Annotated in this window: 26 protein-coding genes; 9 read left to right on the top strand and 17 right to left on the bottom strand. The window is 61.6% G+C overall.

What is annotated here, in order from left to right; translation table 11 throughout:
- Positions 1 to 101 precede the first annotated feature (101 nt).
- Positions 102 to 2,114, top strand: a complete 2,013-nt coding sequence (locus tag IP85_RS06480) for a PAS-domain containing protein (RefSeq protein WP_069042027.1) — start codon at positions 102 to 104, stop codon at positions 2,112 to 2,114.
- A 26-nt stretch (positions 2,115 to 2,140) separates the two neighbouring features.
- Entirely contained in the window at positions 2,141 to 2,542 is a 402-nt protein-coding gene (locus tag IP85_RS06475) for a response regulator (protein WP_054148851.1), read from the top strand.
- A 5-nt stretch (positions 2,543 to 2,547) separates the two neighbouring features.
- On the opposite strand, the gene IP85_RS06470 is transcribed toward IP85_RS06475, so the two are convergent.
- The 6 genes from IP85_RS06470 to IP85_RS06445 form a co-directional block, all read right to left on the bottom strand.
- The gene (locus tag IP85_RS06470) at positions 2,548 to 3,480 is read right to left on the bottom strand and encodes a glycine--tRNA ligase subunit alpha (RefSeq protein WP_140829073.1); all 933 of its coding nucleotides are present in this window, start codon (positions 3,478 to 3,480) and stop codon (positions 2,548 to 2,550) included.
- A 125-nt stretch (positions 3,481 to 3,605) separates the two neighbouring features.
- A complete protein-coding gene (locus tag IP85_RS06465; RefSeq protein ID WP_054148849.1) occupies positions 3,606 to 4,745 on the bottom strand; it encodes a PAS domain-containing sensor histidine kinase in 1,140 nt (379 codons plus the stop codon).
- Between the two features lie 109 nt (positions 4,746 to 4,854).
- Complete coding sequence (locus IP85_RS06460) at positions 4,855 to 5,049, bottom strand: hypothetical protein (RefSeq protein WP_054148848.1); 195 nt, start codon at positions 5,047 to 5,049, stop codon at positions 4,855 to 4,857.
- 36 nt (positions 5,050 to 5,085) lie between these two features.
- Positions 5,086 to 5,949, bottom strand: coding sequence for a S49 family peptidase (locus IP85_RS06455; RefSeq protein ID WP_054148847.1), 864 nt, complete (start codon positions 5,947 to 5,949; stop codon positions 5,086 to 5,088).
- A gap of 93 nt (positions 5,950 to 6,042) precedes the next feature.
- The gene (locus tag IP85_RS06450; protein ID WP_054148846.1) at positions 6,043 to 6,849 is read right to left on the bottom strand and encodes a methyltransferase; all 807 of its coding nucleotides are present in this window, start codon (positions 6,847 to 6,849) and stop codon (positions 6,043 to 6,045) included.
- A gap of 7 nt (positions 6,850 to 6,856) precedes the next feature.
- A complete protein-coding gene (locus IP85_RS06445; RefSeq protein ID WP_054148845.1) occupies positions 6,857 to 7,087 on the bottom strand; it encodes a DUF2007 domain-containing protein in 231 nt (76 codons plus the stop codon).
- 125 nt (positions 7,088 to 7,212) lie between these two features.
- Here IP85_RS06445 and IP85_RS06440 point away from each other — a divergent pair, with 125 nt between their 5' ends.
- The 4 genes from IP85_RS06440 to moaB all read left to right on the top strand — a co-directional run bounded on the left by IP85_RS06440 (position 7,213) and on the right by moaB (position 11,611).
- Positions 7,213 to 8,229, top strand: a complete 1,017-nt coding sequence (locus tag IP85_RS06440; protein WP_054148844.1) for a polyprenyl synthetase family protein — start codon at positions 7,213 to 7,215, stop codon at positions 8,227 to 8,229.
- Positions 8,230 to 8,349: 120 nt separating this feature from the next.
- Positions 8,350 to 10,161: a tetratricopeptide repeat protein gene (locus tag IP85_RS06435; protein ID WP_054148843.1), complete on the top strand. Its 1,812-nt coding sequence runs from the start codon at positions 8,350 to 8,352 to the stop codon at positions 10,159 to 10,161.
- A 5-nt stretch (positions 10,162 to 10,166) separates the two neighbouring features.
- Complete coding sequence (locus IP85_RS06430) at positions 10,167 to 11,066, top strand: 4-(cytidine 5'-diphospho)-2-C-methyl-D-erythritol kinase (protein ID WP_054148842.1); 900 nt, start codon at positions 10,167 to 10,169, stop codon at positions 11,064 to 11,066.
- Entirely contained in the window at positions 11,063 to 11,611 is a 549-nt protein-coding gene (gene moaB / locus IP85_RS06425; protein ID WP_054148841.1) for a molybdenum cofactor biosynthesis protein B, read from the top strand. Before IP85_RS06430 ends, moaB begins: the two co-directional genes overlap by 4 nt.
- Here moaB and IP85_RS06420 read toward each other — a convergent pair whose 3' ends face one another.
- Positions 11,612 to 12,133 (bottom strand): glycosyl transferase, encoded by a 522-nt coding sequence (locus IP85_RS06420; protein ID WP_054148840.1) that lies wholly within the window; start codon positions 12,131 to 12,133, stop codon positions 11,612 to 11,614.
- Positions 12,134 to 12,264: 131 nt separating this feature from the next.
- Here IP85_RS06420 and IP85_RS06415 point away from each other — a divergent pair, with 131 nt between their 5' ends.
- The gene (locus IP85_RS06415; RefSeq protein WP_054148839.1) at positions 12,265 to 13,422 is read left to right on the top strand and encodes a PA0069 family radical SAM protein; all 1,158 of its coding nucleotides are present in this window, start codon (positions 12,265 to 12,267) and stop codon (positions 13,420 to 13,422) included.
- A gap of 141 nt (positions 13,423 to 13,563) precedes the next feature.
- Entirely contained in the window at positions 13,564 to 14,241 is a 678-nt protein-coding gene (locus tag IP85_RS06410) for a ribonuclease HII (RefSeq protein WP_054148838.1), read from the top strand.
- Positions 14,242 to 14,415: 174 nt separating this feature from the next.
- Here IP85_RS06410 and IP85_RS06405 read toward each other — a convergent pair whose 3' ends face one another.
- From IP85_RS06405 to IP85_RS06385, 5 genes are all read right to left on the bottom strand, one after another.
- Entirely contained in the window at positions 14,416 to 14,895 is a 480-nt protein-coding gene (locus IP85_RS06405; protein ID WP_054148837.1) for a F0F1 ATP synthase subunit B, read from the bottom strand.
- A 5-nt stretch (positions 14,896 to 14,900) separates the two neighbouring features.
- Positions 14,901 to 15,491 carry a F0F1 ATP synthase subunit B gene (locus tag IP85_RS06400; protein WP_054148836.1) on the bottom strand — a complete coding sequence of 197 codons (591 nt, stop codon included), beginning with the start codon at positions 15,489 to 15,491 and terminating at the stop codon, positions 14,901 to 14,903.
- 81 nt (positions 15,492 to 15,572) lie between these two features.
- A complete protein-coding gene (locus IP85_RS06395) occupies positions 15,573 to 15,800 on the bottom strand; it encodes a F0F1 ATP synthase subunit C (protein ID WP_006726635.1) in 228 nt (75 codons plus the stop codon).
- Positions 15,801 to 15,872: 72 nt separating this feature from the next.
- Positions 15,873 to 16,622 carry a F0F1 ATP synthase subunit A gene (locus IP85_RS06390; RefSeq protein WP_054148980.1) on the bottom strand — a complete coding sequence of 250 codons (750 nt, stop codon included), beginning with the start codon at positions 16,620 to 16,622 and terminating at the stop codon, positions 15,873 to 15,875.
- 57 nt (positions 16,623 to 16,679) lie between these two features.
- Entirely contained in the window at positions 16,680 to 17,042 is a 363-nt protein-coding gene (locus IP85_RS06385; RefSeq protein ID WP_054148835.1) for an AtpZ/AtpI family protein, read from the bottom strand.
- A gap of 382 nt (positions 17,043 to 17,424) precedes the next feature.
- On the opposite strand from IP85_RS06385, the gene IP85_RS06380 reads away from it, so the two are divergent.
- Positions 17,425 to 17,619 (top strand): hypothetical protein, encoded by a 195-nt coding sequence (locus tag IP85_RS06380; RefSeq protein ID WP_054148834.1) that lies wholly within the window; start codon positions 17,425 to 17,427, stop codon positions 17,617 to 17,619.
- Positions 17,620 to 17,624: 5 nt separating this feature from the next.
- Here IP85_RS06380 and IP85_RS06375 read toward each other — a convergent pair whose 3' ends face one another.
- The 5 genes from IP85_RS06375 to IP85_RS06355 all read right to left on the bottom strand — a co-directional run bounded on the left by IP85_RS06375 (position 17,625) and on the right by IP85_RS06355 (position 24,285).
- Complete coding sequence (locus IP85_RS06375) at positions 17,625 to 18,800, bottom strand: cell wall hydrolase (protein ID WP_054148833.1); 1,176 nt, start codon at positions 18,798 to 18,800, stop codon at positions 17,625 to 17,627.
- A 192-nt stretch (positions 18,801 to 18,992) separates the two neighbouring features.
- The gene (locus IP85_RS06370) at positions 18,993 to 20,894 is read right to left on the bottom strand and encodes a potassium transporter Kup (protein WP_054148832.1); all 1,902 of its coding nucleotides are present in this window, start codon (positions 20,892 to 20,894) and stop codon (positions 18,993 to 18,995) included.
- Positions 20,895 to 20,909: 15 nt separating this feature from the next.
- Positions 20,910 to 21,851 carry a magnesium transporter CorA family protein gene (locus IP85_RS06365; RefSeq protein WP_280949602.1) on the bottom strand — a complete coding sequence of 314 codons (942 nt, stop codon included), beginning with the start codon at positions 21,849 to 21,851 and terminating at the stop codon, positions 20,910 to 20,912.
- 191 nt (positions 21,852 to 22,042) lie between these two features.
- Complete coding sequence (gene apbC / locus IP85_RS06360; RefSeq protein WP_054148830.1) at positions 22,043 to 23,203, bottom strand: iron-sulfur cluster carrier protein ApbC; 1,161 nt, start codon at positions 23,201 to 23,203, stop codon at positions 22,043 to 22,045.
- Between the two features lie 344 nt (positions 23,204 to 23,547).
- Complete coding sequence (locus IP85_RS06355) at positions 23,548 to 24,285, bottom strand: autoinducer binding domain-containing protein (protein ID WP_082347605.1); 738 nt, start codon at positions 24,283 to 24,285, stop codon at positions 23,548 to 23,550.
- Positions 24,286 to 24,497 lie beyond the last annotated feature (212 nt).

Here is a 24,497-nt window from a genome sequence, read left to right as displayed (position 1 = left end):
CCATGGAAGTTTGCTTCAAATTCGACACATACGGGAGCCGCTCTGTTAATCCGAGACCACTAATGTGAGCATTCGGTAGGTTTTTGCAGCGGAGCTGTCGCATGCAAGCTATGACCTGGAATACTCTGCCCTCGTGGGCCCTGCTCGCCAGCCGCGAAATTCTGAAGGCGGCGATCCCAGATCGACGGCTCAGCGATACGCTGAAGGAAATTCTTTCGATCATCACTGCGCTACCGCAACTCGATCTTTCGGAGATGGCGGCGATCTATGTGCGCGACGCGGGACAGGACCGGCAACGGCTGCTGCATCACAACACGGCGGACCAGTTGGACCTGCCGATCGACCTGCCGCCGGGCGTGTGCATGCCCGAATGTATCGCCGAGCGCGAAGACCTCCACCCCTACTGGATACCCATTAGCCTGCCCGGCAATCCGGATTTCGGCATCGGCGTCTTCTTCAGCCGGAGCGAAAGGCCCATCAATCTGGAAAGCCTGTCGGCACTCCGGCTGCTCGCCCAGGACATCGGGCCGATCATCCAGCAGCGCAATGGCTGCACGTCTTCCCTTCTCGACATGGTCGAGCTCTCGACCGACGAGATCTATATATTCGAGCCGCAGCGCTTCACGATCAGCCGGACGAATGCGACGGCGAGTGTCCGGACGGGTTATGCGCGCGAAGCCCTGACCGGCATGACACCTGCTTCGCTCAAGGTGGGAATCTCCGAACTCGATTATCGCGCCAAGCTCATGCCGCTCGTCGAAGGCACTGCCCAGAGCGTCACCTTCGACGCGATCCAGCGGCGGCGGAACGGGACTGTCTATCCGGTCAAGGTGCATGTCTGGCGGATCCGCGGCCCCTCCTCTGACCTCTTTGCCGAGGTTGCAATTGCAACTGCCGACCAGCGCAAGGCCTTTGGGCTGCTGGAACAGGTCTTCGATGCCATTCCCGGCGGGATCGGCGTCTTCGACAATCGCTCGCGGCTCTTGATGGCAAACCGGCGACTCTACGACCTGATGAACATTCCGCCGGAGATGTTTCCGCCTGGTTCCAAGTTCGAAGACATCCTCCGCTACAATGCCAACCGCGGAGAATGGGGCGATGGCGACCCAGAAGTCATGGTGCGCGAGCGGATTGAGCAGGCAGCCCTCGGCCTGCCCTACAGCTTTGAGCGCGAACGCAAAAGTGGCAAGGTACTGGCCGTGCGCTCGGAGCCGCTGTCGAATGGCGGCTATGTGTTGAGTTACTCCGACATCACGCTGCGCAAGCGGGCCGAAAAGGATCTCATCCGCCACCGCGATGCGCTCGAAAGAACGGTCCATCAGCGCACCGCCGAAATCGCCGCCCAGGCAGCAGCGCTGGAAGAGGCACTGCAGCAGGAGAAGAACATCAACGCGATGCAGCGGCAGTTCGTGGCGATGACCAGCCACGAATTCCGCACGCCGCTCGCGATCATCGACGGTGCTGCGCAGCGCATCCAGCGCAAGAAAGGCGAGATGGAGACGCGCTTTCTCGCGGACAAGACGCAGCAGATCCGATCGGCCGTTGCCCGCATGGTAGTGCTGATGGAGAGCTTCCTGTCTGCCGGGCGCATGGACACCGGCAAGATCGAGCTGACACTGGTCGACTGCTCTCTGCACAAGTTGATCGAGCAGGCCATCAAGCGGCAGAAGCTCTCATCCCAGCATCACCGGTTCGACGCCGAAATCGAGGCTTTGCCGCCCGTCATTCGATGCGATGCGCTGGGGATTTCCCAGGTGCTGACCAACCTGCTGTCCAACGCCGTCAAATATGCGCCGCGCGCGCCCGACATCACCATTCGCGGCTGGGAGGAAGACGGCTTTGTCTTTCTCTCAGTCAAAGACGAAGGCGTCGGCATCGACGCGGAGGATGTGCCGAAACTCTTCCAGCCCTATTTCCGCGCCCGCACCTCGACCGGCATTGCCGGCACGGGGATCGGCCTGTCGCTCGTCAAGCAGATCGTGACCCTGCATGACGGCGACATCTTTGTCGAAAGCGAACGGGGAAAGGGCACCTGTTTCACGCTTGTGCTGCCGGTACAGGGACCTGCAGCCAAAGACACTGCCGAACCGGCGCCGGAGGTCAGCGCCGCCTGAACCAAGGGTCAGAAAGGAAAACTGCCATGATCACCGTGCTTTGCGTCGAAGACGAAAGAGACGTCCGCGAACTGATCGCCGAGGAACTGGAGGATGCCGGAATTCGCGTGCTGCAGGCGGAAAACGGCAAGGAGGGCCTCGACAAGATCCTCACCCATCGGCCTGATATCGTGATTTCCGACATCACCATGCCGGAGATGGACGGTATCTCCATGCTCGGCGAATTGCAGATCAACCACCCGCAATTCTCCAACATGCCCTTCCTCTTCCTGACGGCGCTCGCAGACCGGGAAAAGATGATCGAGGGCTTAGGCGCAGGTGCCGAGAGCTACCTTACCAAGCCCATCGACTTCGACGTGCTGATGGCGAAGATCCACGGACTGGTGGTCCGGATCGAGAACCGGGTGGCGGCGGGGCTGGAGTTTTAGAAAGCTCAGGCAGCCCGGCCAAAATTCGCCCCACCGGCATCCGTCAGCAGGAACGCCTCGCCGCAGCTTTTCGCCAGCGCGCGAACGCGGCCAATGTAGGCCTGGCGTTCGGTGACCGATATGACGCCGCGGGCGTCGAGCAGGTTGAAGATGTGGGAAGCCTTGATGCACTGGTCATAGGCCGGGAAGACGCATTTGTGCAGACGCTGGTTTTCAGAGTCCGAGGGGGCGCCGGCCGCGAGCAGGGCCTGGCATTCCTTCTCGGCATCGATGAAATGGCGATGCAGCATCTCGGTGTTGGCGAATTCGAAGTTGTGGCGGGAATACTCCTGCTCGGCCTGCAGGAAAACGTCGCCGTAGGAGATCTTCTCTTCGCCTTCGCGGCCGTTAAAGTTCAGGTCGTAGACGTTGTCGACGCCCTGGACATACATGGCGAGGCGCTCGAGACCATAGGTGAGTTCACCTGCAACCGGCGAGCAGTCGATGCCGCAAACAGCCTGGAAGTAGGTGAACTGCGAGACTTCCATGCCATCGCACCAGCATTCCCAGCCGAGACCCCAGGCACCCAGCGTCGGGCTTTCCCAGTCGTCTTCGACAAAGCGAATGTCATGCAGCAGCGGATCAAGGCCGATCGCCTTGAGCGAGCCGAGATAGAGCTCTTGGAGGTTGGACGGGTTCGGCTTCAGGATGACCTGATACTGGTAATAATGCTGCAACCGGTTCGGGTTTTCGCCATAGCGGCCGTCGGAGGGACGGCGCGAGGGCTGCACGTAAGCGGCACGCCAGGGCTTCGGCCCGAGCGCCCGCAGCGTGGTCGCAGGATGGAAGGTGCCGGCGCCGACTTCCATGTCGTAGGGCTGCAGCACCGCGCATCCCTTGTCCGCCCAGTAGGCGTGCAGCGTCAGGATCAGCGCCTGAAAGGAGCGCTTGGGGTCCATGTGCGGGGCAAGGGGCGTGGTCATCGGGCTATCCATCGGGTTGGCTCAGGTTGCGGCCCGTCTGGTGCCATGAGCGGGCGGAAGGGTCAAGCGTCTCGGCTCTCGGCTTGGCAAGCCCGGATGGATCAGTTGTCGAGATCATCCGCATCGTGCAGCTTGCCGATCAGGGAAAAGGACACGCCCGTGGGCTCGAAGCGGATAGCGGCCTGCCCCTGGAAGAGATCGGAGACGACACGTTCAGTGAGCCGCGAGCCGAAACCGCGACGGGTCGGCTCCGTCACCGGCGGGCCGCCGCTTTCCTGCCAGTCGAAGGTGAAACGGTTGTACTCGCCCTTGCTCCAGCGGACGCTGATGCGGCCTTCCGGTCGCGAAAGGGCGCCGTATTTTGTGGCGTTGGTGGCAAGCTCGTGGATCGCGAGCGATAGACCAAGAGCCTGCTGGGCGGAGAGATAGACCTCAGGCCCGACGATCGAGATCCGATCGTCGCCATCGATATGGGGCGCGACAGCCGTTCGCGTGATTGCGGTAATCTCGGCGGCGGTGACACTCATCCCGGTGAGCACGTCCTGCGCCTTGGCGAGCGTCTGGATGCGTCCGCCGATCGTCGCAGCCGCTTCCGGGATCGAGGTTGCGCCGCGCAGGCTCTGGCTGACGATCGACTGGACCATGGCGAGCGTATTCTTCATCCGGTGCGCAAGTTCGCGGTTCAACAGCTTGAGTTCGTCCTCATACTGTTCTCGCTCGTCGAGGTGCTTTTGCGCTTCGAGATAGGCCTCTTCAAGCGCCTGACGGTCTAAAACCGCGCTCGTGGTCTCGGTGACAACGTTCAAGAGGCCAGCAATCTTTCCTTGGTCGTCGTAGAGAGGACTGTAGGAGAAGGTCCAGAAGCTGTCCTGCATGATCCCGTTGCGCAAAATTCGCAAGGGAAGGTTCTCGATCCAAGTGCCCTCGCCCGCCTGCGCACGCAGCACGAAAGGCTCGATGCCGTCCCAGACATCGGCCCAATACTCCCGAAACGGCTGACCGAGCGCGCTTTTCTCCCGACCGGCGAGCATCGGCAGATAGGCGTCGTTGTAGAGCTGGAGAAGATCGTCTCCCCACCAGAAGCACGTGGGTTGGCGGGTGGCGAGAACCTGCCGAAGCGTCGTCACCAAGGCGGGCGGCCAGTATTCCGCGCCCCCAAGTGATGTGCTGCTCCAGTCGAATGCACTGATTTCGTCTGCCACCTGTCCCGGCATACCGAGAAAATGCATTGTCTGGCTCATGGGACTCCGGGACTGGGCGATACGCGAAGTGGGTCTCAAAACGCCCGGAACGCCGCTTGTTTCCTTAGGTATCGTCTCGACGTGCCGTACTCAAGCCACGGCATGCCGATTAGTCATCATCCTCGCGGCGAGGGCGATACTCACCCGTTTCCGGATCCTGAATGAGCGTCCCGATTGCCTGGTTCTCGCGTTCTTTTTCCTCAGCACGCGATTTTGCCACCAGTTTCTCCGCATCCGCGACGAAGCGGCGATAGAGCAGCCAGGCGCCCCCCACCAGGATCGTCAGAAATATCAGCTGCGCCATGTCCCCTCGCCGTTAAGCCCTTCTTCGTCATTCCGGTCAAAGACCGTAGCGACCCCATAGTGCCTTTTCTTCGAGTGTCTCGGCAAGGCCGGCGACTGCCTGAACCGCGATCTGGTCAGGCGCAGCAAAAGCACCGACACCTGCCGCGCGGCGGCCGAAAAGGCCCTTATGGGCACCGATCAGTTCGAGGCGCGCATCCTTGCCGTAGCGGGTCTTGATTTCTTCACGCAGGCCGCCGAGGCGATCGACGAGGCCGAGTTCCAGGCCTTTGCGGCCCGTCCAGAACAGACCGGAGAAGATTGCCGGATCGTCTGCAAGCACCGTGCTGCGGCGCGCCTTGACCATGTCGATGAAGATTTCGTGGATCTCAAGCTGCAGGGTCTTCAGGTATTCGATGTCGCTTTCCTTCTCCGGCTGGAAAGGATCGAGGATCACCTTGTTCTCACCCGCCGTGTAGACACGGCGTTCGACGCCGATCTTCTTCAGGAGTTCGGGGAAGCCGAAACCGCCAGAGACGACACCGATCGAGCCGACAATCGAGGTCGCATCGGCGATGATCTCGTCGCCGGCGATCGCGATCATGTAGCCGCCGGAGGCTGCGACATCCTCGACGAAGACGAGCACACGCTTGTTCTTTTCTTCGGCCAGCGCCCGGATGCGATCATAGATCATGCGCGACTGGACGGGGGAACCGCCCGGCGAGTTGATCGACAGGGCCACGGCGGGGCTATCCTTCATGCCGAATGCCTTTTCCAGCTGGCCGGCAACCGAGGAGAGGTTCAAGGCAGGGCGAAAGCGCGAGCCGCCGCTCATGATCGGTCCGTGCAGCCTGACGACCGGAATGACGACGCCCTTTTTCTGGAAGCGCTTGGGAACCAGCCGTTTCAGAAAGTCTGCCATGGTCGCGTTTCAACTCCTCAGGATCATCACTCTGAGCGGAGATGTAAGGAGCCGGAGAGCGAACACAATGGTTCTGCTAAAAAATCAGTGTTTTCAACGCAGGCGCCGATAGCCCACGCGGCCGTTGTTCAGGTCGTCGACCAAGGGGGCGAAGGCATGGCTTTCGACCCGATCGTGCATCAGGAGAGGCGCGCGCAGCTGTAGCTTCGCCCGCGAGCCCTTGATTGCGGTCACCAGGATGCGGGTTGCGTTTTCGCCCGGCCTTGGGTGGATCGCCGTGATCTCCAGGCCGCCGAAGCGCCTGCCGCAAGCGGCGATGATCTCGGCGATCGACTGTGGTCTGGCAATCAGGGAGAGTTGACCGCCGGGCATCACGATCGCGCCTGCCGTGCGGATCCAGCTCTCGAACAGGTTCTCTGTCATCGCATGGGCTTCCGCCTTCAGGGCATCCGGCGTCTTGCGGTCGCCGGGATCGTTGAAGGGCGGGTTCATGATGACGTGGTGGAAGCTGTCGTCAGGGAGGCCCGCTGCGAAGCGCGCCTTGCCGGTCAAGGTGACATCGGCCTCGATAACCTCGGCGCGCTGCGCGAACTTAGCGTTTTCCGGCAGTGCGAGGCTCTTGCGGGCAAAGGCGGCCATATCGCTCGAGCGCTCGACAAGCACGACGGCAGCATCGGGAAGGCGGGTGGCAACGGCCAGACCGGCGGCTCCTGCTCCAGCACCGAGATCGGCAACCCGGATCGGGCGATCGTCCACAACGAGAGAGGCGAGCAGCATGGCATCCATGCCGGCGCGATGGCCGCGTCCCACCGGCTGCACGAGATGAAAGCGGCCACGATGAAAGGCGTCGACCGTTTCGGCCAAGGGCTTGTCGACGAGGGGCTCTAGTCTTGTGACCATCGCGCCCTCACGCTTCGCGGTCGCGCAGTTCTGCCCCAAGGCCGGCATCGGTCAGGATGCGGCGGGCCTGGTCGACACAGTCCGAATCGACCAACAGGCGGCGCTGCAGCATGCCGAGCGAACCCTCGAGGATGCTCATGGACTGGTCTGCGATCATCGAAGCGATCCCGGCGTCGCGCATCAGGCTTTCGGCAAAGGAGAGCAGGACGACGTCGTTGCTGCGAATGATCTCATGCATCGATTTCAGAACTCACTGTTAACAGCTAAACCGGCTTTCAGGCCCAGACCGAGGCAATTCGCCCCTTGCCGTGGCCTTCCGGGCTTTTTATGGTCGGCGACCAAACTGAACAGGAGTCCGGTGCGTTGGGCGTAGTCATACCGCTTGAGGAAAGCAAAAACAAACAGGCATCCGTCAAGCCTCTGGTGGACCTGACCAAAAGCGGCATGGAGCGCGTCAATCAGCTGATCCTGTCGAAGGCAGGCTCTGACGTTCAGATGATCCCGGAGGTGGCAAACCACCTGATCTCATCGGGCGGCAAGCGACTACGCCCGATGCTCACGCTCGCGACAGCCGCCATGTTCGGCTACGAGGGCGACCATCACATCAAGCTCGCGACCTCCGTTGAGTTCATGCACACGGCGACGCTGCTGCATGACGACGTGGTGGACGAGAGCGATCTTCGCCGTGGCAAAAACACAGCCCGCACCATCTGGGGCAACCAGGCGAGCGTGCTGGTCGGCGACTTCCTGCTCGGTCAGGCGTTTCGCATGATGGTCGAAGTCGGCTCGCTCGAGGCGCTCGACGTGCTCTCGACCGCGGCCTGCGTGATCGCCGAGGGTGAGGTGCTGCAGCTCTCCGTCGCCAAAAACATGGAGACGACGGAAGACGATTATCTCGCTGTCATCCGCGCCAAGACGGCAGCGCTGTTTGCGGCTGCCGCCGAAGTCGGCCCGATTGTCGCCGGCACTGACAAGGCGACCCGCAGCGCCTTGAAATCCTATGGCATGAATCTCGGCCTTGCCTTCCAGCTGGTCGACGACGTGCTCGACTACGGCGGCAAGGCTGCCGAGACCGGCAAGAATGTCGGAGATGATTTCCGCGAGGGCAAGATTACCCTGCCGGTCATCCTCTCCTATCGCCGTGGCACGGCTGCCGAGCGGGAGTTCTGGAAGGAATCGATCGAAGGCGGGCTGAACGATGATGTGCGGCTCGAAAGGGCGCTCGGCCTGATCGGCAAGTATGGCGCGCTCACCGACACAATCCAGCGGGCACAGCATTACGGCACCATCGCACGCGATGCACTGGCCCCGCTGCCCGAGACGCCGTGGAAGAGCGCCCTCAACGACGTGATCGACTTCTGCATCTCCCGCGTGAATTGACGCAGATCCCGTGATTGCCTTGCGGGGCTGCTTCAAAAAAGCCATTCTATTCGTGAATCATCGCCAATTGCCCGCGCGCGGGCGACCTGCGCTTGCTCTCGGTTCTTGAAAGGCTCGTCCATGCGGCAAAGCTTTGCCCTTCGCACTCTCGCCGGCACCGCGCTCGCGCTGCTGCTCAGCGTCTCGCAGGCGCCGCTGGCGCTTGCTGCTGCCACTGCCCAGTCCACAGAGGCCGAGAGCTTCGATATCGGTAGCGTCGAATCCTTTGCGGGCGCCTTCCTGGCAGCCCGGACTGCGGAAACGGATCGCGATTATCCGAGCGCGGTGAAGTTCTACAAGAAGGCCCTGGAATTCACGCCGAACGAGCTGGAGCTTCAGCAGCGTCTTATGATCGCGCTCATCATGAACGGTGAGTTCGACGAGGGCGCGGATCTCGCCAAGGTTCTGGAAAACGATCCGGCCGTGGAGCGCGTCACCTCCGTAGCCCTCGGCTTTCGAGCCATGCGAGACGGCGACTATGCGCAAGCCCTCAAGCATTTCAAATATCAGGGGCCGAACGATCTCGACCGGCTGATGAACCAGCTGCTGATCGCCTGGACCAAGGTCGGCGAGGGCAAGGGCGAGGAAGCCCTGAAGCTCGTGCAGGATCTCGATGGTCCGAGCTGGTACGGCATTTTCCGCAACTACAATGCCGGCGTGATGGCCGCCATGATCGGCGACGTCGATGCCGCGCGCAGCGCGCTGACCGACACGGTGACCGATCGCAATGGCGGAGCGACGGCGCCCGATACCTTTGCCCGTTCGGTGATCGCGCTTGCGACACTTGAGGCGCAGGCCGGCAACAAGCAGAAGGCACTCGATGCTCTCGCGGCCGGCGACGAACTGATCACCAACTTCGCCCCCTTCAAGGCGCTCCGCACCGAGATCGAATCCGGCAGCCAGCCGAAACCGGTTGTCACAACGGCGGCGCAGGGGGCGGCCGGTGTTCTCTTCTCGATCGGAGGCGCGCTGAACCGTGAAGGCGCCGAAGACACTGTCATGCTGTATCTCCAGCTTTCCCATGCGCTGGACAAGGATGCCGCCGACACGCTGATCCTGCTCGGTGGGATCGCCGAGAATGCAAAGCAGCCGGAAAAGGCGATCGCGTTTTACCGGCAGGTGCCCGAGAGCTCGCCGATGCGCCGCATTTCCGAGCTCCAGCTCGGCCTGACGCTCGCCGAAACCGGAAAAGTTCAGGAAGCGCGCGAACATCTGCTCGCCCTCATCGCCTCCGATCCGCAGGATATCAGAAGCTACCTCGCCTATGGCAGCGTGCTGTCCGATGCCAAGGATTATGCGGCCATGGCGGAGAATTACGACAAGGCGATCGAGATCATCGGTCCGAACCCGGCGCGGAACCACTGGTCGGTCTTCTTCCAGCGTGGCATCGCCTATGAGCGGCTGAAGAAGTGGGACACGGCGGAGCCAAACTTCCACAAGGCGCTGGAGCTCAACCCCGATCAGCCGCAGGTGCTGAATTATCTCGGCTATTCCTGGGTCGACATGAACCGCAATCTCCAGGAAGGTCTGGAGATGATCAAGAAGGCGGTCGAGCTTCGGCCGGACGACGGCTACATCGTCGATTCGCTCGGCTGGGCCTATTATCGCCTTGGTCGCTTCGAAGAGGCGGTGGTCGAACTGGAACGCGCTGTCGAGCTGCGTGCCGGTGACCCGACGATCAACGACCATCTGGGCGATGCCTACTGGCGCGTCGGGCGCAAGCTGGAAGCCAAGTATCAGTGGAAGCGGGCGCTGGCCTCCGAGCCGGAAGAGGTCGAAGTTCCGAAGATCCAGGCAAAGATCGACAAGGGCCTTCCGGCGATCGAGTCTGATGCCGCCAAGGTCGAGACCAAACCGGTCGAAGAGCCCAAGAAAGACGACAAGAAGACCTGAGCCGAATGAAAGACATTGCAGAGCGCCGGCCGGAGCGGATCGTCGAGACGGCTCCGGCCAAGATCAACCTTGCTTTGCACGTCACAGGTCGGCGGGACGACGGCTATCATCTTCTCGACAGTCTCGTGACCTTTGCCGAGGACGGCGACGAACTCGCCTTCGAGACGGCAGACACAGACAGTTTCCGTATCGTCGGGCGCTTCGGGGCTGCGCTTTCAGGCGATGACAATCTGGTTCTGAAGGCGCGCGATCTGCTTCGGGCCGCCCTCGATGAATGCGGCCAGCCACACGGCGCTGTTTCCATTCTTCTCGACAAGAGCCTGCCGATCGCGTCGGGGATCGGCGGTGGTTCGGCGGATGCCGCAGCGACATTGCGCGGTCTCCTCAGGCTCTGGAAGGCGGAGCTGCCGGCGGAGACGTTGCAGCAGATCGCAGTGCAGCTCGGCGCCGATGTGCCGATGTGCCTTGCCTCGACGCCGCTGCGCGCGCGCGGGATCGGCGAGACGATCGAGACAGTTGCCATGCCCTCCGTACCGCTGGTGCTGGTCAATCCGCTGAAGCCCGTTTCCACGCCGGAGATCTTTCGCAGCCTTCAGCGCCGCGACAATGATCCGATCGGCGAGATGGACCAATCTTCCAGTCTCTCTGCGTGGATGCAGTCGCTCTCCGCCCTGCGCAACGACCTGCAGCCGCCGGCAGAAGCGCTGGTGCCCGAGATTGCCGAGGCCTGCGATCTGCTGCGGCAGAGCCTGGCAGGTTTTGTGCGCATGTCTGGCTCTGGCGCCACCTGTTTCGGGCTCTACGAGACCGAGGCTGCGGCGATGAAGGCGGCCTTGGCGCTTTCGGCCTATCGGCCGAACTGGTATGTGCTCCTCACACGTACCGTTCAGGGAGAGAGCCGATGAGCCGCATCGACGAAAGCCGCCCCTTCATTCCCGTTGGCATTGCGGTGCTCACCGTTTCCGACACCCGCAGCCTTTCCGACGACAAATCCGGGGACACGCTGGTCGCGCGCATCGAAGAGGCTGGTCACCGGCTTGTTGCCCGGGCGATTGTCAAGGACGACAAGACGACGATCCGGGACCAGGTCGAGACCTGGACGAAGACGCCCGAGATCGATGTCGTCATCACCACCGGTGGCACGGGCTTTACCGGGCGGGATGTCACGCCCGAGGCCTTGGAGCCGCTGTTCGAAAAGCGCATGGACGGCTTTTCCGAAGTCTTCCACCGCATCTCCTATGACAAGATCGGCACCTCGACGATCCAGTCCCGCGCGACGGGTGGCGTTGCCAACGCCACATTCATCTTCGTGCTGCCGGGCTCGCCCGGCGCCTGCAAGGATGCGTGGGACGGTATCATCAAGCCGCAGCTCGACTATCGGCACATGCCCTGCAATTTCGTGGAAATCATGCCCAGGCTCGACGAGCATCTGAAGCGCAGCCAAGGCTGATCAGCGGCGCGCCTCGCGGGCGACCCAGGACGGAATGATCTCGGAGGCGAGACGGCGCGGCTTGTGCCCGCGCGCCAGCTGAAGCAGTTCCCTGCCCTCGCCAGCCAGCCCCTGTGCCTGACGTTTCGGGATCAGCAGACCATTCTCGAGCAGCGGCGTCGAGCGGGTCAGCCGGCGATAGAAGGGCTGCCGGTAAAGCCGCGATTCGGAGAAACGGGCGGGCGCCTTGTTGAGCGCGACATACTCCGCAACCTCATCCACCCAGCCCTGGCCGAGCCGCGCACCGGGTTCGATGAGCAGCAGCCATTCGCCCCGCGCCGTCGCCAGCACGTCCTTCATGTCCCATTGCTGATAAAAGCGGCATCCGGCAGCATCGGCAACCAAGGACGAACCATCGGTCGAGCCGTGGTCAAGCACGATGACATCGCTGACCAGACCCTCGACAGCGCCGGCCACCAGCACGGACAAGGTCTGTGCGAGCTCGGGTTCCTGGTCGTGGCATTCCATGATCACTGTCAGCATTGCCTATATCTATCGCATTGCACAAAGTTTTGCCACAGACAGTTTTCCGAAGTTTGTTCTTGCATTGTTCTCTTTTTGCCGCTAGGAATAAAGTCATTGAGCGAGGCTTGAACGCCCGCGAGGAGCCAAACATGACCGAGCTGTCTCTTGTGAGCCAGGCTGCCTTTCAGCCCGGCAATACGGCAGATATTGCCGATGCGCTGATGAACGCGTCCGGCATGCGGATCGAGATCGATCGGCGGCGCGGACGTGCGGCCGGGATCAATCCGGCCGGCCGGTTCGAGAGCCAGGAGCGCGTCGCCTTCGATGACGGCTGGCATACGCTCGAGGACATGCCGCCCTTCAGGACCGAAGTTCAGGTCGAGAAGCCGCGCACGGTCATCACCCGCAACGATTCACCCGACATTCCCTTCGACCGTTCGATCAATCCCTATCGCGGCTGCGAGCATGGCTGCATCTACTGCTTCGCCCGACCGACGCATAGCTATATGGGCCTGTCGGCAGGCCTCGACTTCGAGGCCAAGCTGTTTGCCAAGCCGGATGCGCCACGCCTGCTGGAACGGGAACTGTCGAAGCCGGGCTACAAGGTGAAACCGATCGCGATCGGCACCAATACCGATCCCTATCAGCCGATCGAACGGGAATGGCGCATCATGCGACAGATCCTGGAAGTCCTGGACAAGGCGAACCATCCGGTTGTGATCGTGACGAAGTCCGCGCTCATCCTGCGTGATATCGACATCCTGACGTCGATGGCAGAGCGCGGGCTGGTGAAAGTCGGCATCTCGGTGACGACGCTGGATCGCAAACTGGCACGGACGATGGAGCCCCGTGCCTCGACACCGGCCAAACGGCTGGAGGCGATCAAGACGCTTTCAGAGGCCGGCATTCCTGTGGCCGTTATGATGGCGCCGATCATTCCCGCTCTCAACGATCACGAGATCGAACGGATTCTCGACAGCGGCAGGGCCGCAGGGGCGACAGAGGCAAGTTATGTGCTTTTGCGCCTGCCGCTCGAAGTGAGCCCGCTGTTTCGCGACTGGCTACTGCAGAACTATCCGGACCGCTATCGTCACGTGATGTCACTGGTTCGCTCGATGCGCGACGGCAAGGATTATGATGCCGAATTCGGCAAGCGGATGAAAGGGGCCGGTCCCTATGCCTGGCAGATCAGCCGTCGCTTCGAGATGGCGACCAAGCGGCTCGGCCTGATGCGCCGCAGCCTGCATCTCAGGGAAGACCTGTTCATCTCGCCCGACAGCGACGGAGTGCAGCTCTCGCTGCTCTGACTTGGGTTTGTTTTCGTATTCCGGTGCTGTTGTCCGCCGCCTCGCACCGGATGTAGTCCCTGGTAAGCCGCCCCTTTCGCCATGATCGCGATTGGGACCGGGGACTTGCAGGAGGTCGGGTGCGCGTGCGATTTCTGCCGCATGAAACGACGCACGCCACCCGATTCTCCTGGCCTCTTTCCAGACTTGCCCCTCGTCCCGGATTTCTCACTTGAGAGCCGCGCCAAGCGCCAGGGCCTTTGGCCGGTGGCCGGGACCGACGAAGCAGGACGCGGGCCTCTGGCAGGCCCGGTGGTCGCCGCAGCCGTGATCCTCGATCCGAAGCGGATCCCCGACGGGCTGAACGACTCCAAGAAGCTTTCCGCCGCCCAGCGTGAGGTCCTCTATGAGCATATCCTGGCCGAAGCGACCGTTTCGATTGCGTCCTCCTCGCCCAAGCGCATCGATCTCATCGACATCCGCAAGGCGAGCCTCGATGCCATGCGCCGGGCCGTGGCCGGCCTCGATCAGGAGGCCCGGCATGTGCTCGCCGACGGTCGCGACGTGCCGATCGGTCTTTTGTGCTCGGGTGAAGCCGTGGTCAAGGGCGACGCCCGATCTGTCTCGATCGCTGCCGCCTCGATCGTCGCCAAAGTGATGCGGGACCGGATGATGGTGAGAGCTGGCCTCGTCTATCCCGATTACGGCTTTGAGGTCCATGCGGGCTACGGCACGGACCGCCACCGCAGCGCGATCGTGACCCACGGCCCCTGCCCGTTGCACCGGATGAGTTTCCGACCGTTGAAGATCACCGCCACGCAAGCGGACGCAGACCTCTAGCCCTCACATCTGCGCGTACCTGCAACCACAACCGGGCATACACGGCACCGAGCACTGACGTGCCATGCGTCGCGCTTCATCCATCTCGACAGGCTACACATCGAAAAAGAAAACGCCCCGACCGGAGACCGGTCGGGGCGTCACAATCAGCAACTTGTCCGCGGTCGGCCGAACTCAATTCAGGCGCGACTTCACTTCACCGACGGAGGCCTTGAACAGCGACTGCTGCACGGCTTCGTCGGACTTCTTGGCCAGGACCTTCTCGGCAGCTGCGATCGCAAGGTCGACGGCTGCAGCGCGAACGGCGTTCACGGCTTCGGTCTCGGCCTGCTTGATCTTCTGCTCGGAGAGTGCGTTGCGGCGTGCAACAAACTCTTCGGTCTTCTGCTTGGCTTCCGCGGTCAGGGCAGCGGCCTCGCGCTCGGCGGCGGCCACGATGGCTGCAGCCTCGGCTTCGGCTTCCTTGCGCTTGCGCTGGTATTCGGCCAGCAGGTGCTGAGCCTCTTCGCGCAGGCGCTTGGCTTCGGCCAGCTCGTCGCGGATCTTGTCGGCGCGCTCATCCAGAGCCTTCGCCATCATGCCCGGTACCTTCAGGTAGGCGAGCAGGAGGAAGAAGAGGACGAGGGCAACGAGCGCGAAAAATGAAGAGTCCATGATGCTTAGGCCCCCTGCTTTGCGACGCCGGAGACGGCGGCCTTGATGTCGGCCGCGGTCGACTTGGCGCCGATCAGTTCTTCGACGATTGCGCCGACGGTGTCGATCGCGATCGTGTCGACTTCGGCGAAAGCGCGCGCCTTGATGTCGGCGATGCGGCTTTCGGCAGCGGCGATCTTGGCGGACAGTTCCGTCTCGATCGCAGCACGCTCCGCATCGGCCTTGGCCTTGGATGCATCACGAGCGGCAGAAGCGATCTGGCCGGCTTTCGCCTTGGCAGCCGTCAATTCGCGCTCGTAGGTTTCGATGGCAGCATCGGCTTCGGACTTCAGACGAGAAGCCTCGTCGAGATCCTGGGCGATGCGGTCGTGGCGGTTCTCAAGAATGCCGCCGACGCGCGGGACGATGACCTTCTGCATGAGCATGTAGAACACGCCGAACGTGATCACCAGCCACAGAAGCTGCGACGGATAGGTCGAAAAATCGAACGGCGGGAACACGCCGCCGCCATGAGCCTCGTCGTGGGCCACGCCGGTCTCTGTGTGAAGCTGGCCTTCTGCCGGGGTTTCCTGGGCAAAGGCGGGGGTCACAAACATGCTCACCTCCAGGTGTATGCTCAAATGCGCGAGATCACGGCTGCCTTGTCGGCGCGCCGTGATCTCAAACTCCAGCCGTTATCAGACGGCGAACAGGAGAAGGAGAGCGATGAGCAGCGAGAAGATGCCCAGAGCTTCCGTAACGGCGAAGCCGAATACCAGACGGCCGAACTGGCTGTCAGCAGCAGACGGGTTGCGCAGTGCGCCGGTCAGGTAGTCACCGAAGATACGGCCGAGAGCGAGGGACGTACCAGCCATGCCGAGGCATGCGAGACCCGCGCCGATGTACTTTGCTGCTTCCGCTTCCATATGGATACTCCTTCGAATGGGTTGTTGCGGCTGTTTTTGACACCCGGGAAACCGGGGCCAGCGACTTTATTCTCAGTGACCACCATGCACGGCGTCGTTCAGGTACATGCAAGTCAGTACCGCGAAGACGTAAGCCTGCAGGAAGGCAACGAGAAATTCGAGAGCGGTCATGGCGACCGTCATGATGAGGGGCAGGATGGAGCCTGCGACGCCGACGGCACCGGCAGCGCTCATCGATACGACGAAGCCCGCGAAGACCTTCAGCGTGATGTGACCGGCCAGCATGTTGGCGAAGAGACGAACCGAAAGGCTGATCGGGCGCGACAGGAAGGACACGACCTCAATCGTCGACACGAGCGGCAGAAGCGCGCCCGGAACGCCGGATGGCGCAAAGATCGAGAGGAAGTGCAGACCGTGCTTGTAGAAGCCGTAGATCAGGACCGTCAGGATCACGAACAGCGCCAGGGCAAAGGTGACGATGATCTGGCTGGTGATCGTGAAGAAGTAGGGGAACATGCCGAGCAGGTTCGCCGTCAGGACGAACATGAACAGCGAGAAGACCATCGGGAAGAAGTGCATGCCCTTGGAGCCCGCGCCTTCGCGCAGCATGGAGGCAATGAACTCGTAGGCCATTTCGGCGACCGACTGCATGCGCGTCGGGATGAGACCGCGATTGGCGGTCGAGAAGTAGAGGAAGCCCGAGGCGGCAGCCACGGTTGCCACCATGAACAGGGAGGCGTTGGTGAACGAAAAATCAATCCCGCCGATTTCGATCGGTACAATCGGCTTCACAAGGAACTGGGAAGTGGGATCGTTTGCCACGTTCTGCTCTTTCGCTTTCGCCGCCGAAGCGGTCATTCTCGTTTCCGGGCCGGCGCGTCAGCGACCGTTGCCCTTGTCGTCCAAGTCCAGTCTGCGATCCGCCGGATGTGGCGATGCCACGATCCCGACGACGCGCATGACGTTCAACACGCCGGCGCAGAAACCGATGAGAAGCATGACGATCATGCCCCATGGCCCCGTGCCCACAAAGTAGTCGAAAAGATAACCCAGGATGGCACCAACAATGATGGCGGAGATGAATTCGCTCGAGATCTTCATTGCCATACCATATCCCTTGCGGGTCTGGTCGGCATTGATCTCGGCTCGCTCCTCGTCCTTGACCTTGGCATCCCGCTCAGCGAGTTCCGTGGTCAGCCGTCTGCGGCGCTCTTCCAGATCTTCTTCCCGGTGGTCCGTCATGGCTTTCTCCGACCGTCGCCTGTCTCATGGGCCGTTTATGCGCCCGAATTGAATGCAGAAACGGCGAGATAGAAACCCTTCTGGCCCGCTTTGAAGTCGGCCGCACCATAATTTTGAGCCCCTGCATAGTCAAGGCGTGACAGCACCAAGTTTCACCACAAATTAACCCCGAAAAATCATAGACTTAAGTCCAAGATGCAGAATCGTCGCAGATGACGGACGACAAATCCGGTCAATCCGTCGCAAGCATGGGCCAGAATCTGCCACATTCACGGAGTCGTGTGACTTGCGTCATCGTCGGCCCGCATGGGCCATGCTGGGAAGATTGCGGAACGGGGACAGACATGGGAGGCTCCAGGGAGAAGTCCTGCCCGGGGGAACCATGACACGCTTCATTGTCCGCATTCTAACCAGCCTTGCCCTTGGCTGGACGATCGGCGTGCAGGCGGCATTCGCGTTTGGCCCGGAGGGCAATCTGACGCCGATGCTTTACATCTTCGTCACGGTGCCACTCACCTATGCGGCATCCTTCCTAATCGTGCCGCTGCTGTCGAACTGGCTCTACCGGCTGCGCTGATCGGATCAGCTCCAGCCGCCGCCATAGGTGCGGTAGAAGATATGCTTACCGATCTTTTCTACGCGCTTCATCGTCGGGCCCCAGGCCGGGCTGACATAGGTCGCGTGGTAATGGGTGGCGGAACCGACATCCTTGAACCAGATCTTACCGGCGGTGACAGCCATGGCAATTTCCTTGGCGATCTTCCAATGGCGTGGCGACGTGACGATGTCGGGAATGCGATCGCAGGCGAAGGAGAACTGGCAACGGTTGCGCCAGTTTTCGTTCTGATAGACCACGCCGCAAATCGTATCGGGATAATGCGGATTGCGCACGCGGTTGAGGATGACCTGGGCGACCGCGGCTTGACCCTTCACCGATTCGCCCCGGGCTTCGAAGTAGATGCCTTCCGCCAGGCACTTCTGTTCCTTGTCGGAAAATACGGCTGCCGGCAGCGGCGTCGCGGCCCAGGCGTGATCCTTCGGGTCGATATCGGGGATGAAACGGCCCTGGTCTTCCTGCTGGTCGGTCAGGATGCTGTCGAAGGGCGAAACGCTCGCGTAGTCCGGGGCCGGCGGCGCATAGGCGGTCGCCAGCACGTCAGGCACGGAATTGGTCACAAGATCAGCAATCATAGGCGGCAGAGAGGGATCGGCGGCCGGCTTTTCGCGCTTGAAATAGAAGCTTGCGAGCTCGACGGGCTTGGACTTGTCTTCCTCGTGGGCAAAGACGGATGGTGCTCCAAGCTCGGGCTCCATCAGCGAGCTCGTCCGCTGCAGGATAGATCCGGCCGAAAAGGCGCGCGGCGGCAGCATGGGCTCGACGGCCATGACCCGGCCCTTCTTCTGGTCGCGGGTGACACGCATTTCGTCCGGCAACGAATCAGGGGCGGCCTTGCCGCCGTCGAAGGCGATGCGGCGGCCGTCGGGCAGGATCAAGCCAGCGCCACCGGACAGCGCCTCGGACGCCTCCCCTTCCGAGAAGGCAAGATTGGCTTCGTGGATCGAGCCGGCCGGGGTTGATGTCATCACCATGCGCCAGTTGCTGGCACCACGGTCGAGACCGGTCAGAAGGCCCGCCATATCGGCCTGGGCGGCAACGGAGGGGAAAATCAGCCAGGACGCGAGGCCGAAGACCAGGGGAGAGGTCCAGTTCTCCAGTCGGGAGAGGACCTTCTTCGAAGGACGAAACTTGGGACGCAAGGCCACACTCCAACACACGCTGACACGGGCCCGATGCTTCGAACCCAAACAGGATTACATTAGAGGAATATCTCTCGTTAACCTTGATGCTTGGTTAATGCGCGATCACAGCTTTGGGAGCATCCGGACAAATGCGGCAGGACCGCCGGGCGTGCCGACGGTCCTGAAGCTCACGGAGGAACGTTGGGCCGGTCAGATGATGACGTGTGACCCGAGTTCGATCACCCGGTTGGCCGGCAAGCGGAAATAGTCGGACGGGTCTGCTGCGGCTTCCGCAAGCGCGATGTAGAGCCGATCCTGCCAGTGGGGCATGCCCATGCCCTGCCCTGCCACCAGCTTGCGACGGCCGAGATAGAAGGAGGTCGACATGATGTCGAACTTCAACCCGCCGCGGCGCAGGCTGGCCAGCGTCTTGGAGACGTTCTGGGTTTCCATGAAGCCGAAGCGGATTTCGACGCGCGAGAAGCGTTCCGACAATTCCTCGACCTCGAACCGATCCTCCTCGGCAATGCGAGGGCGTCCCAGCGTGCGGATGGTCAGGATGATATTGCGCTCATGGATGACGTGGTTGTGCTTCAGATTGTGCATCAAGGCGGCCGGCGCGCGGGTCGGGTCGCTGGTCAGGAAGATTGCCGTGCCGGGCACGCAGGCCGGGCTGTGCTCGCCCTTCTTCTCGATCATGGCGACAAAGGCTTCGAGCGGGACATCGTCGCGGCGGGTCTTCTGGAAGAGGATTGCCGTGCCGCGACGCCAGGTCCACATGACCACCGTGAAGGCTGCGGCGAAAAGAACCGGTATGTAGCCGCCATCATGGATCTTCAAAAGGTTCGCGCCGAGGAAGACCAGTTCGAGCAGAAGGAGCGGGGTCAGGACTGCTGCAGCAAGCGCCAGGCTCCAGTTCCATTTCTTGCGGACGAATTCGAAAGCCATGATGGTCGTCACCACCATGGCGCCGGTCACCGAGATGCCGTAGGCCGTGGCCAGCGCTTCCGAGCTTTCAAAGAGAAGAACCAGCGAGAGAACGCCGACGAGCAGAAGCGTGTTGACCGAGGGCAGGTAGATTTGGCCGCTCTGGGTTTCGGACGTGAACAGGATCTGCATGCGCGGCAGGAAGCCGAGGTGGATCGCCTGGCGAACCAGCGAAAACGCACCCGTGATCACCGCCTGGCTGGCAATGATGGTGGCGCAGGTCGCGAGGATGACAATAGGCAGCAGCGCCCAGGATGGAAACATCAGGAAGAATGGATCCGAGGCCGTAGAGGGATCGCTGAGGACCAGCGCCCCCTGCCCCAGATAATTCAGCACGAGTGCCGGAAAGACGAGCGCGAACCAGGCGAGCTGGATCGGCTTGCGGCCGAAATGTCCAAGGTCGGCATAGAGCGCTTCCGCACCCGTGACGGTGAGGAACACGGCGCCGAGGACAACAATGCCGAGGAAGCCTTCGTGCAGCAGGAAGCTTGCCGCATACCATGGATTGAAGGCGGCAAAGATGCCGACGTCGTCGAAGATATGGATAATGCCGCCAGCTGCCATGACGATGAACCAGAGCACCGTGATCGGCCCGAAGAAGCGGGCCACCGCCCCCGTTCCTCGTGACTGGACCGCGAAGAGGCCGATCAGGATCGCAAGCGAGATCGGCACGATGTAATCGGACATGTCCGGCGCGACGAGTTTCAATCCCTCGACGGCCGACAAGACCGAGAGCGCCGGCGTGATCATGGAATCGCCGAGGAAGAGTGCCGCGCCGATCAGGCCCAGCACCATCAGGACCGGACCGTGACCGTTTGCCGACTTCGAGAGCAGCGCCAGAAGCGACAGGGTGCCGCCTTCGCCGTCATTGTCGGCACGCAGCAGGAAGAGGACATATTTGAGCGTCACGATGATCGTCAGCGACCAGATCATCAGCGAGATGAGGCCAATGATTTCGACGCGGGTGATGCCGTCGACACCAATCGGCTTCAGCGCCTCGCGGAAGGCATAAAGCGGGCTGGTGCCGATGTCGCCATAGACGACACCGACAGAACCGAGCGCGAGAAGAAAAAGACTGCGTGCATCCTTCGGACCAGCCGAGGGCTGGTGATCGAGTTGTGGCATGGGATACCAGGCTCTTTAGAGCCAGCCTTTCCAACGGAAAAACAAGAAGGGGATGATGGCGGAGAGCAGCATGGCAAAAAGTGCCATGGGGTATCCGAAGTTCCATCCGAGTTCCGGCATGAACTGAAAATTCATGCCGTAGATCGACGCGACAAGGGTCGGTGGCAGGAAGACAACCGAGGCGATCGAGAAGATCTTGATGATGGCATTCTGCTCGACATTGATGAGGCCGAGCGAGGCATCGAGCATGAAGGTGATGTTGTTGGCGACAAAAGCCGCGTGCTCGCCAAGCGATTGAAGGTCGCGGACAACCAGGCCGCAGAGTTCGGCGGCTTCTTCCTCCCGGCGCACCGCCGGCTGCGACTGGAGGAAAAGAACCAGGCGAGACAAGGAGACGAGGCTGTCACGCACCTTCCCCACGAGCTGATGATGGCTGGCGATATCGAGCAGCTTGTCTTCCAGGAAGCGCGGCGGACGACGCTTGGCGGCCTTGCGATTGACAAAGACCGTGATCGAGAGCGCATCGAGGCGTGCGGCCAGCGTTTCCAGGATCTCGGCGGTCCGGTCGACAATCGTCTCCAAGAGATGGCCGAGAAGTTTCGCGCCGGTGTCGCACTGTCCGTTCAGGCGCAGGAGACTCGCACTGAAGAGTTCGAAGGCCTTGGGCTCGGCATAGCGGATGGTGATGAGGCGCCCGCGATGGAGAATGAAGGCGACGTCGGTGAGCAGCGGATAGCTGGAATCGGCTCTGTAGAGCAGCGAGGCCGTCATGTAGATCGCATCGTGCTCGACATAGAGCCGGCTGGACGGTTCGATGTCCTTCAGCTCATCCCGGGTCGGCAACGGAATGCCGATCCGGCTCTCGACGAAGTGTTCCTCGTCGCGGCTCGGCTTGATCAAGTCGATCCAGATGATGTCATCGGGGAAATTGCTGGCTTGAGGCTCGATGCCGATGATTTCGGCACTTCCGTCTCGTCGATAGGCCCTTATCAAGGACTGGTCACCTTCATGGCACGCCGCGCGGTTAAGCTCCGGAGACAATCATAGTCCCGAATGGAATGCCAAAGCAATTGTTGCAGCACAGCAATGCAGCCGACGCACGCCTCGACGGGGCAACGCAATGGCTGGTCGAGGCCGCTGCTCAGCGATTATTCGAAGACGATCGCCGGCGCTGCGCGACCCGATCGAGCCTTGACCTGTTCCCAGGCCTTGGTCGCGATGTCGCGGTAGATCTTCGCCTGCGGCCCGTCCGGTTCGCTCACTACGACCGGAGTTCCCGCATCCGAGGTCTCGCGGATCGAGATGGTGAGCGGCACTTCGCCGAGGAAGGGCACGCCGATCTTCTCGGCCTCGGCTCTCGCGCCACCATGGCCGAAGATATCGTAGCGGTTTCCGGTGTCGGGCGCGATGAAATAGCTCATATTCTCGACGATGCCGAGCACGGGTACTTCGACCTTGTTGAACATGTTCAGGCCCTTGCGCGCGTCGATGAGGGCAAGGTCCTGCGGGGTGGAGACGATGACCGCCCCCGACAGCGGCACCTGCTGGGCCATGGTCAGCTGCGCATCACCGGTGCCCGGCGGCATGTCGACGACCAGCACGTCGAGATCGCCCCAGGCGACTTCGCGCAGCATCTGCATGAGGGCCGACTGGACCATCGGGCCGCGCCAGATCATCGCGGTCCCTTCATCGACGAGGAAGCCCATCGACATGACCTTGATGCCGTAATTTTCCATCGGCACGATGATGCGGTTCTCGATCTGCTGCGGGCGTCCGGTAATGCCGAGAAGGCGCGGCATGGAAGGGCCGTAGACATCGGCGTCGAGAATGCCGACCCGCAGGCCGTTCGCCTTCATCGCCAGGGCCAGATTGACCGCCGTGGTCGACTTGCCGACGCCACCTTTGCCGGAAGCAACCGCGATGATGGCTTCGATGCCGGGGACGCCGGCCTTTGTCCGCTGAGTTCCGCTCTGCGCCGGGCCATGACTGTGGCCGTGGCTGTGGCTGTGGGCGGGCGCTGCAGGCTGCGGGCGTGGTGGCGGCGGCGTGGAGCCCTGCTTGCGCTCGGCGGTCAGGCTGACGACCGCACCGTTCACTCCGGGCAAGGCCTTCACCGTCCGCTCTGCCGCCTGGCGCAGCGGTTCCAGTTCCTGGGCACGCTCGGCCGGCACATTGATGGAGAAGTAGACCTTGCCGTCGGAGATGAAGACATCCGAGACCATGCCGAGGTCAACAATGTTGCCATCGAGATCCGGTCCGCGGATCCCCTTCAGCGCCTCAATCACCCGATCACGCGACAGTTCGGCCATTTCAATCTTCTTTCCGCTTACGTCTCTTACGTCTGGGAAATCAGATAATGGAGCATGAGACATTCGCCAACAGCAAATACGGCTGGGGCTGCGACCTTTGTGGCAGAAACAGACAAGCCGCCTGCGGAGAGCACCCCCCGCGGCGGCTTGTCAGGCTGCACCCTTTGACGGGTGTCGTGCAACGTCCCCTCTGGACTGACACTAACAATGCAGAAAGCGTGCCAGTCTCGAAAAGGCAGGAAATCAGGCCGCGAAGCGTGCCGCGTGCGTCACCACATCGAAATTGTGCCGGGAAACTAGGCTTGCATGATGCCGGGCGCACAAAAATGCACCAGCGTTTACCCTTACTTGATCAAGCCGAGCCGGAGGGCCTTGGCGACGGCCTGAGTGCGGTTGACCGCATCCAGCTTCTTCGTCGCACGGTTCAGGTAGTGGTTGATCGTATGTTCGGAGAGGGTCAGGATTTCCGCGATCTCGACGCTGGTCTTACCGGCCGCCGTCCAGTTGAGGCAGTCGAGCTCCCGTTCGGTCAGCATGTCGCTGTTGCGGCTGTCCATCTCGCGGATTTCAGCGAGGCGGTTGAACACATGCGTCGCGATATAGGCGAGTTCCATCATCTCGAGCGTGTTGAAGGGTTCGCGGTCGCCAATGAAGGAGACAGCCCCTCGGGCACCCGTTGCATCATGGACCGGGAAATAGGACCCGCGGTTCATGCGGAAGCGGGTAAAGAGCGCCTTGGAGATTTCGCCGGAGCGGCTGTCCCGCTGCTGCGCCACGTCATCGATGTCGAAACGCAAGGGGATCGATGAGCGACGCAGATGGGCCAGCACAGGGCTGCCCGACAACAGGGAAATTTGATCGAACTCGGTCAGGAGATCGGAAGGCCAGTTGGTGATGATCGAGCTGCTGCCGAGTTCCTGTGCCGTAGCACCCGGCATGTTCAGCACCATGAAGGCACGGGCGCCGTAGAGCTCCGTCACCCGCTTCATGAAGCGGAAGACGTCGAACTGGGTCTTGAACCCCTTCACGTCCGTGATCAGACCCTCGACACGCTCCGCGGCTGCCATGTCCTGGTTCGTCATCACACACCCGTCCATACCGGGTCACCGGTCGTGATTATCGAGGAGATTGTCCAAGACGTATACGTCAACTGCTACAATACCTGCCATTGGCTGCGGATCGAAGGCGTGGGTAACCTGGCTGCAGCCGGTCCTTTATCTCGCCTGCTCCCGTGTCACAGAACTTGCGATCGGAATGCTTGAAGGAACACCCAAAGGCGACATCAAAGCCGAAT

It is taken from the genome of Rhizobium sp. AAP116 (genome assembly GCF_001295785.1).
Classification (GTDB): domain Bacteria; phylum Pseudomonadota; class Alphaproteobacteria; order Rhizobiales; family Rhizobiaceae; genus Allorhizobium.
Note: the sequence above shows the minus strand (reverse complement) of the source record. Positions and strands in the feature narration are given on the sequence as shown.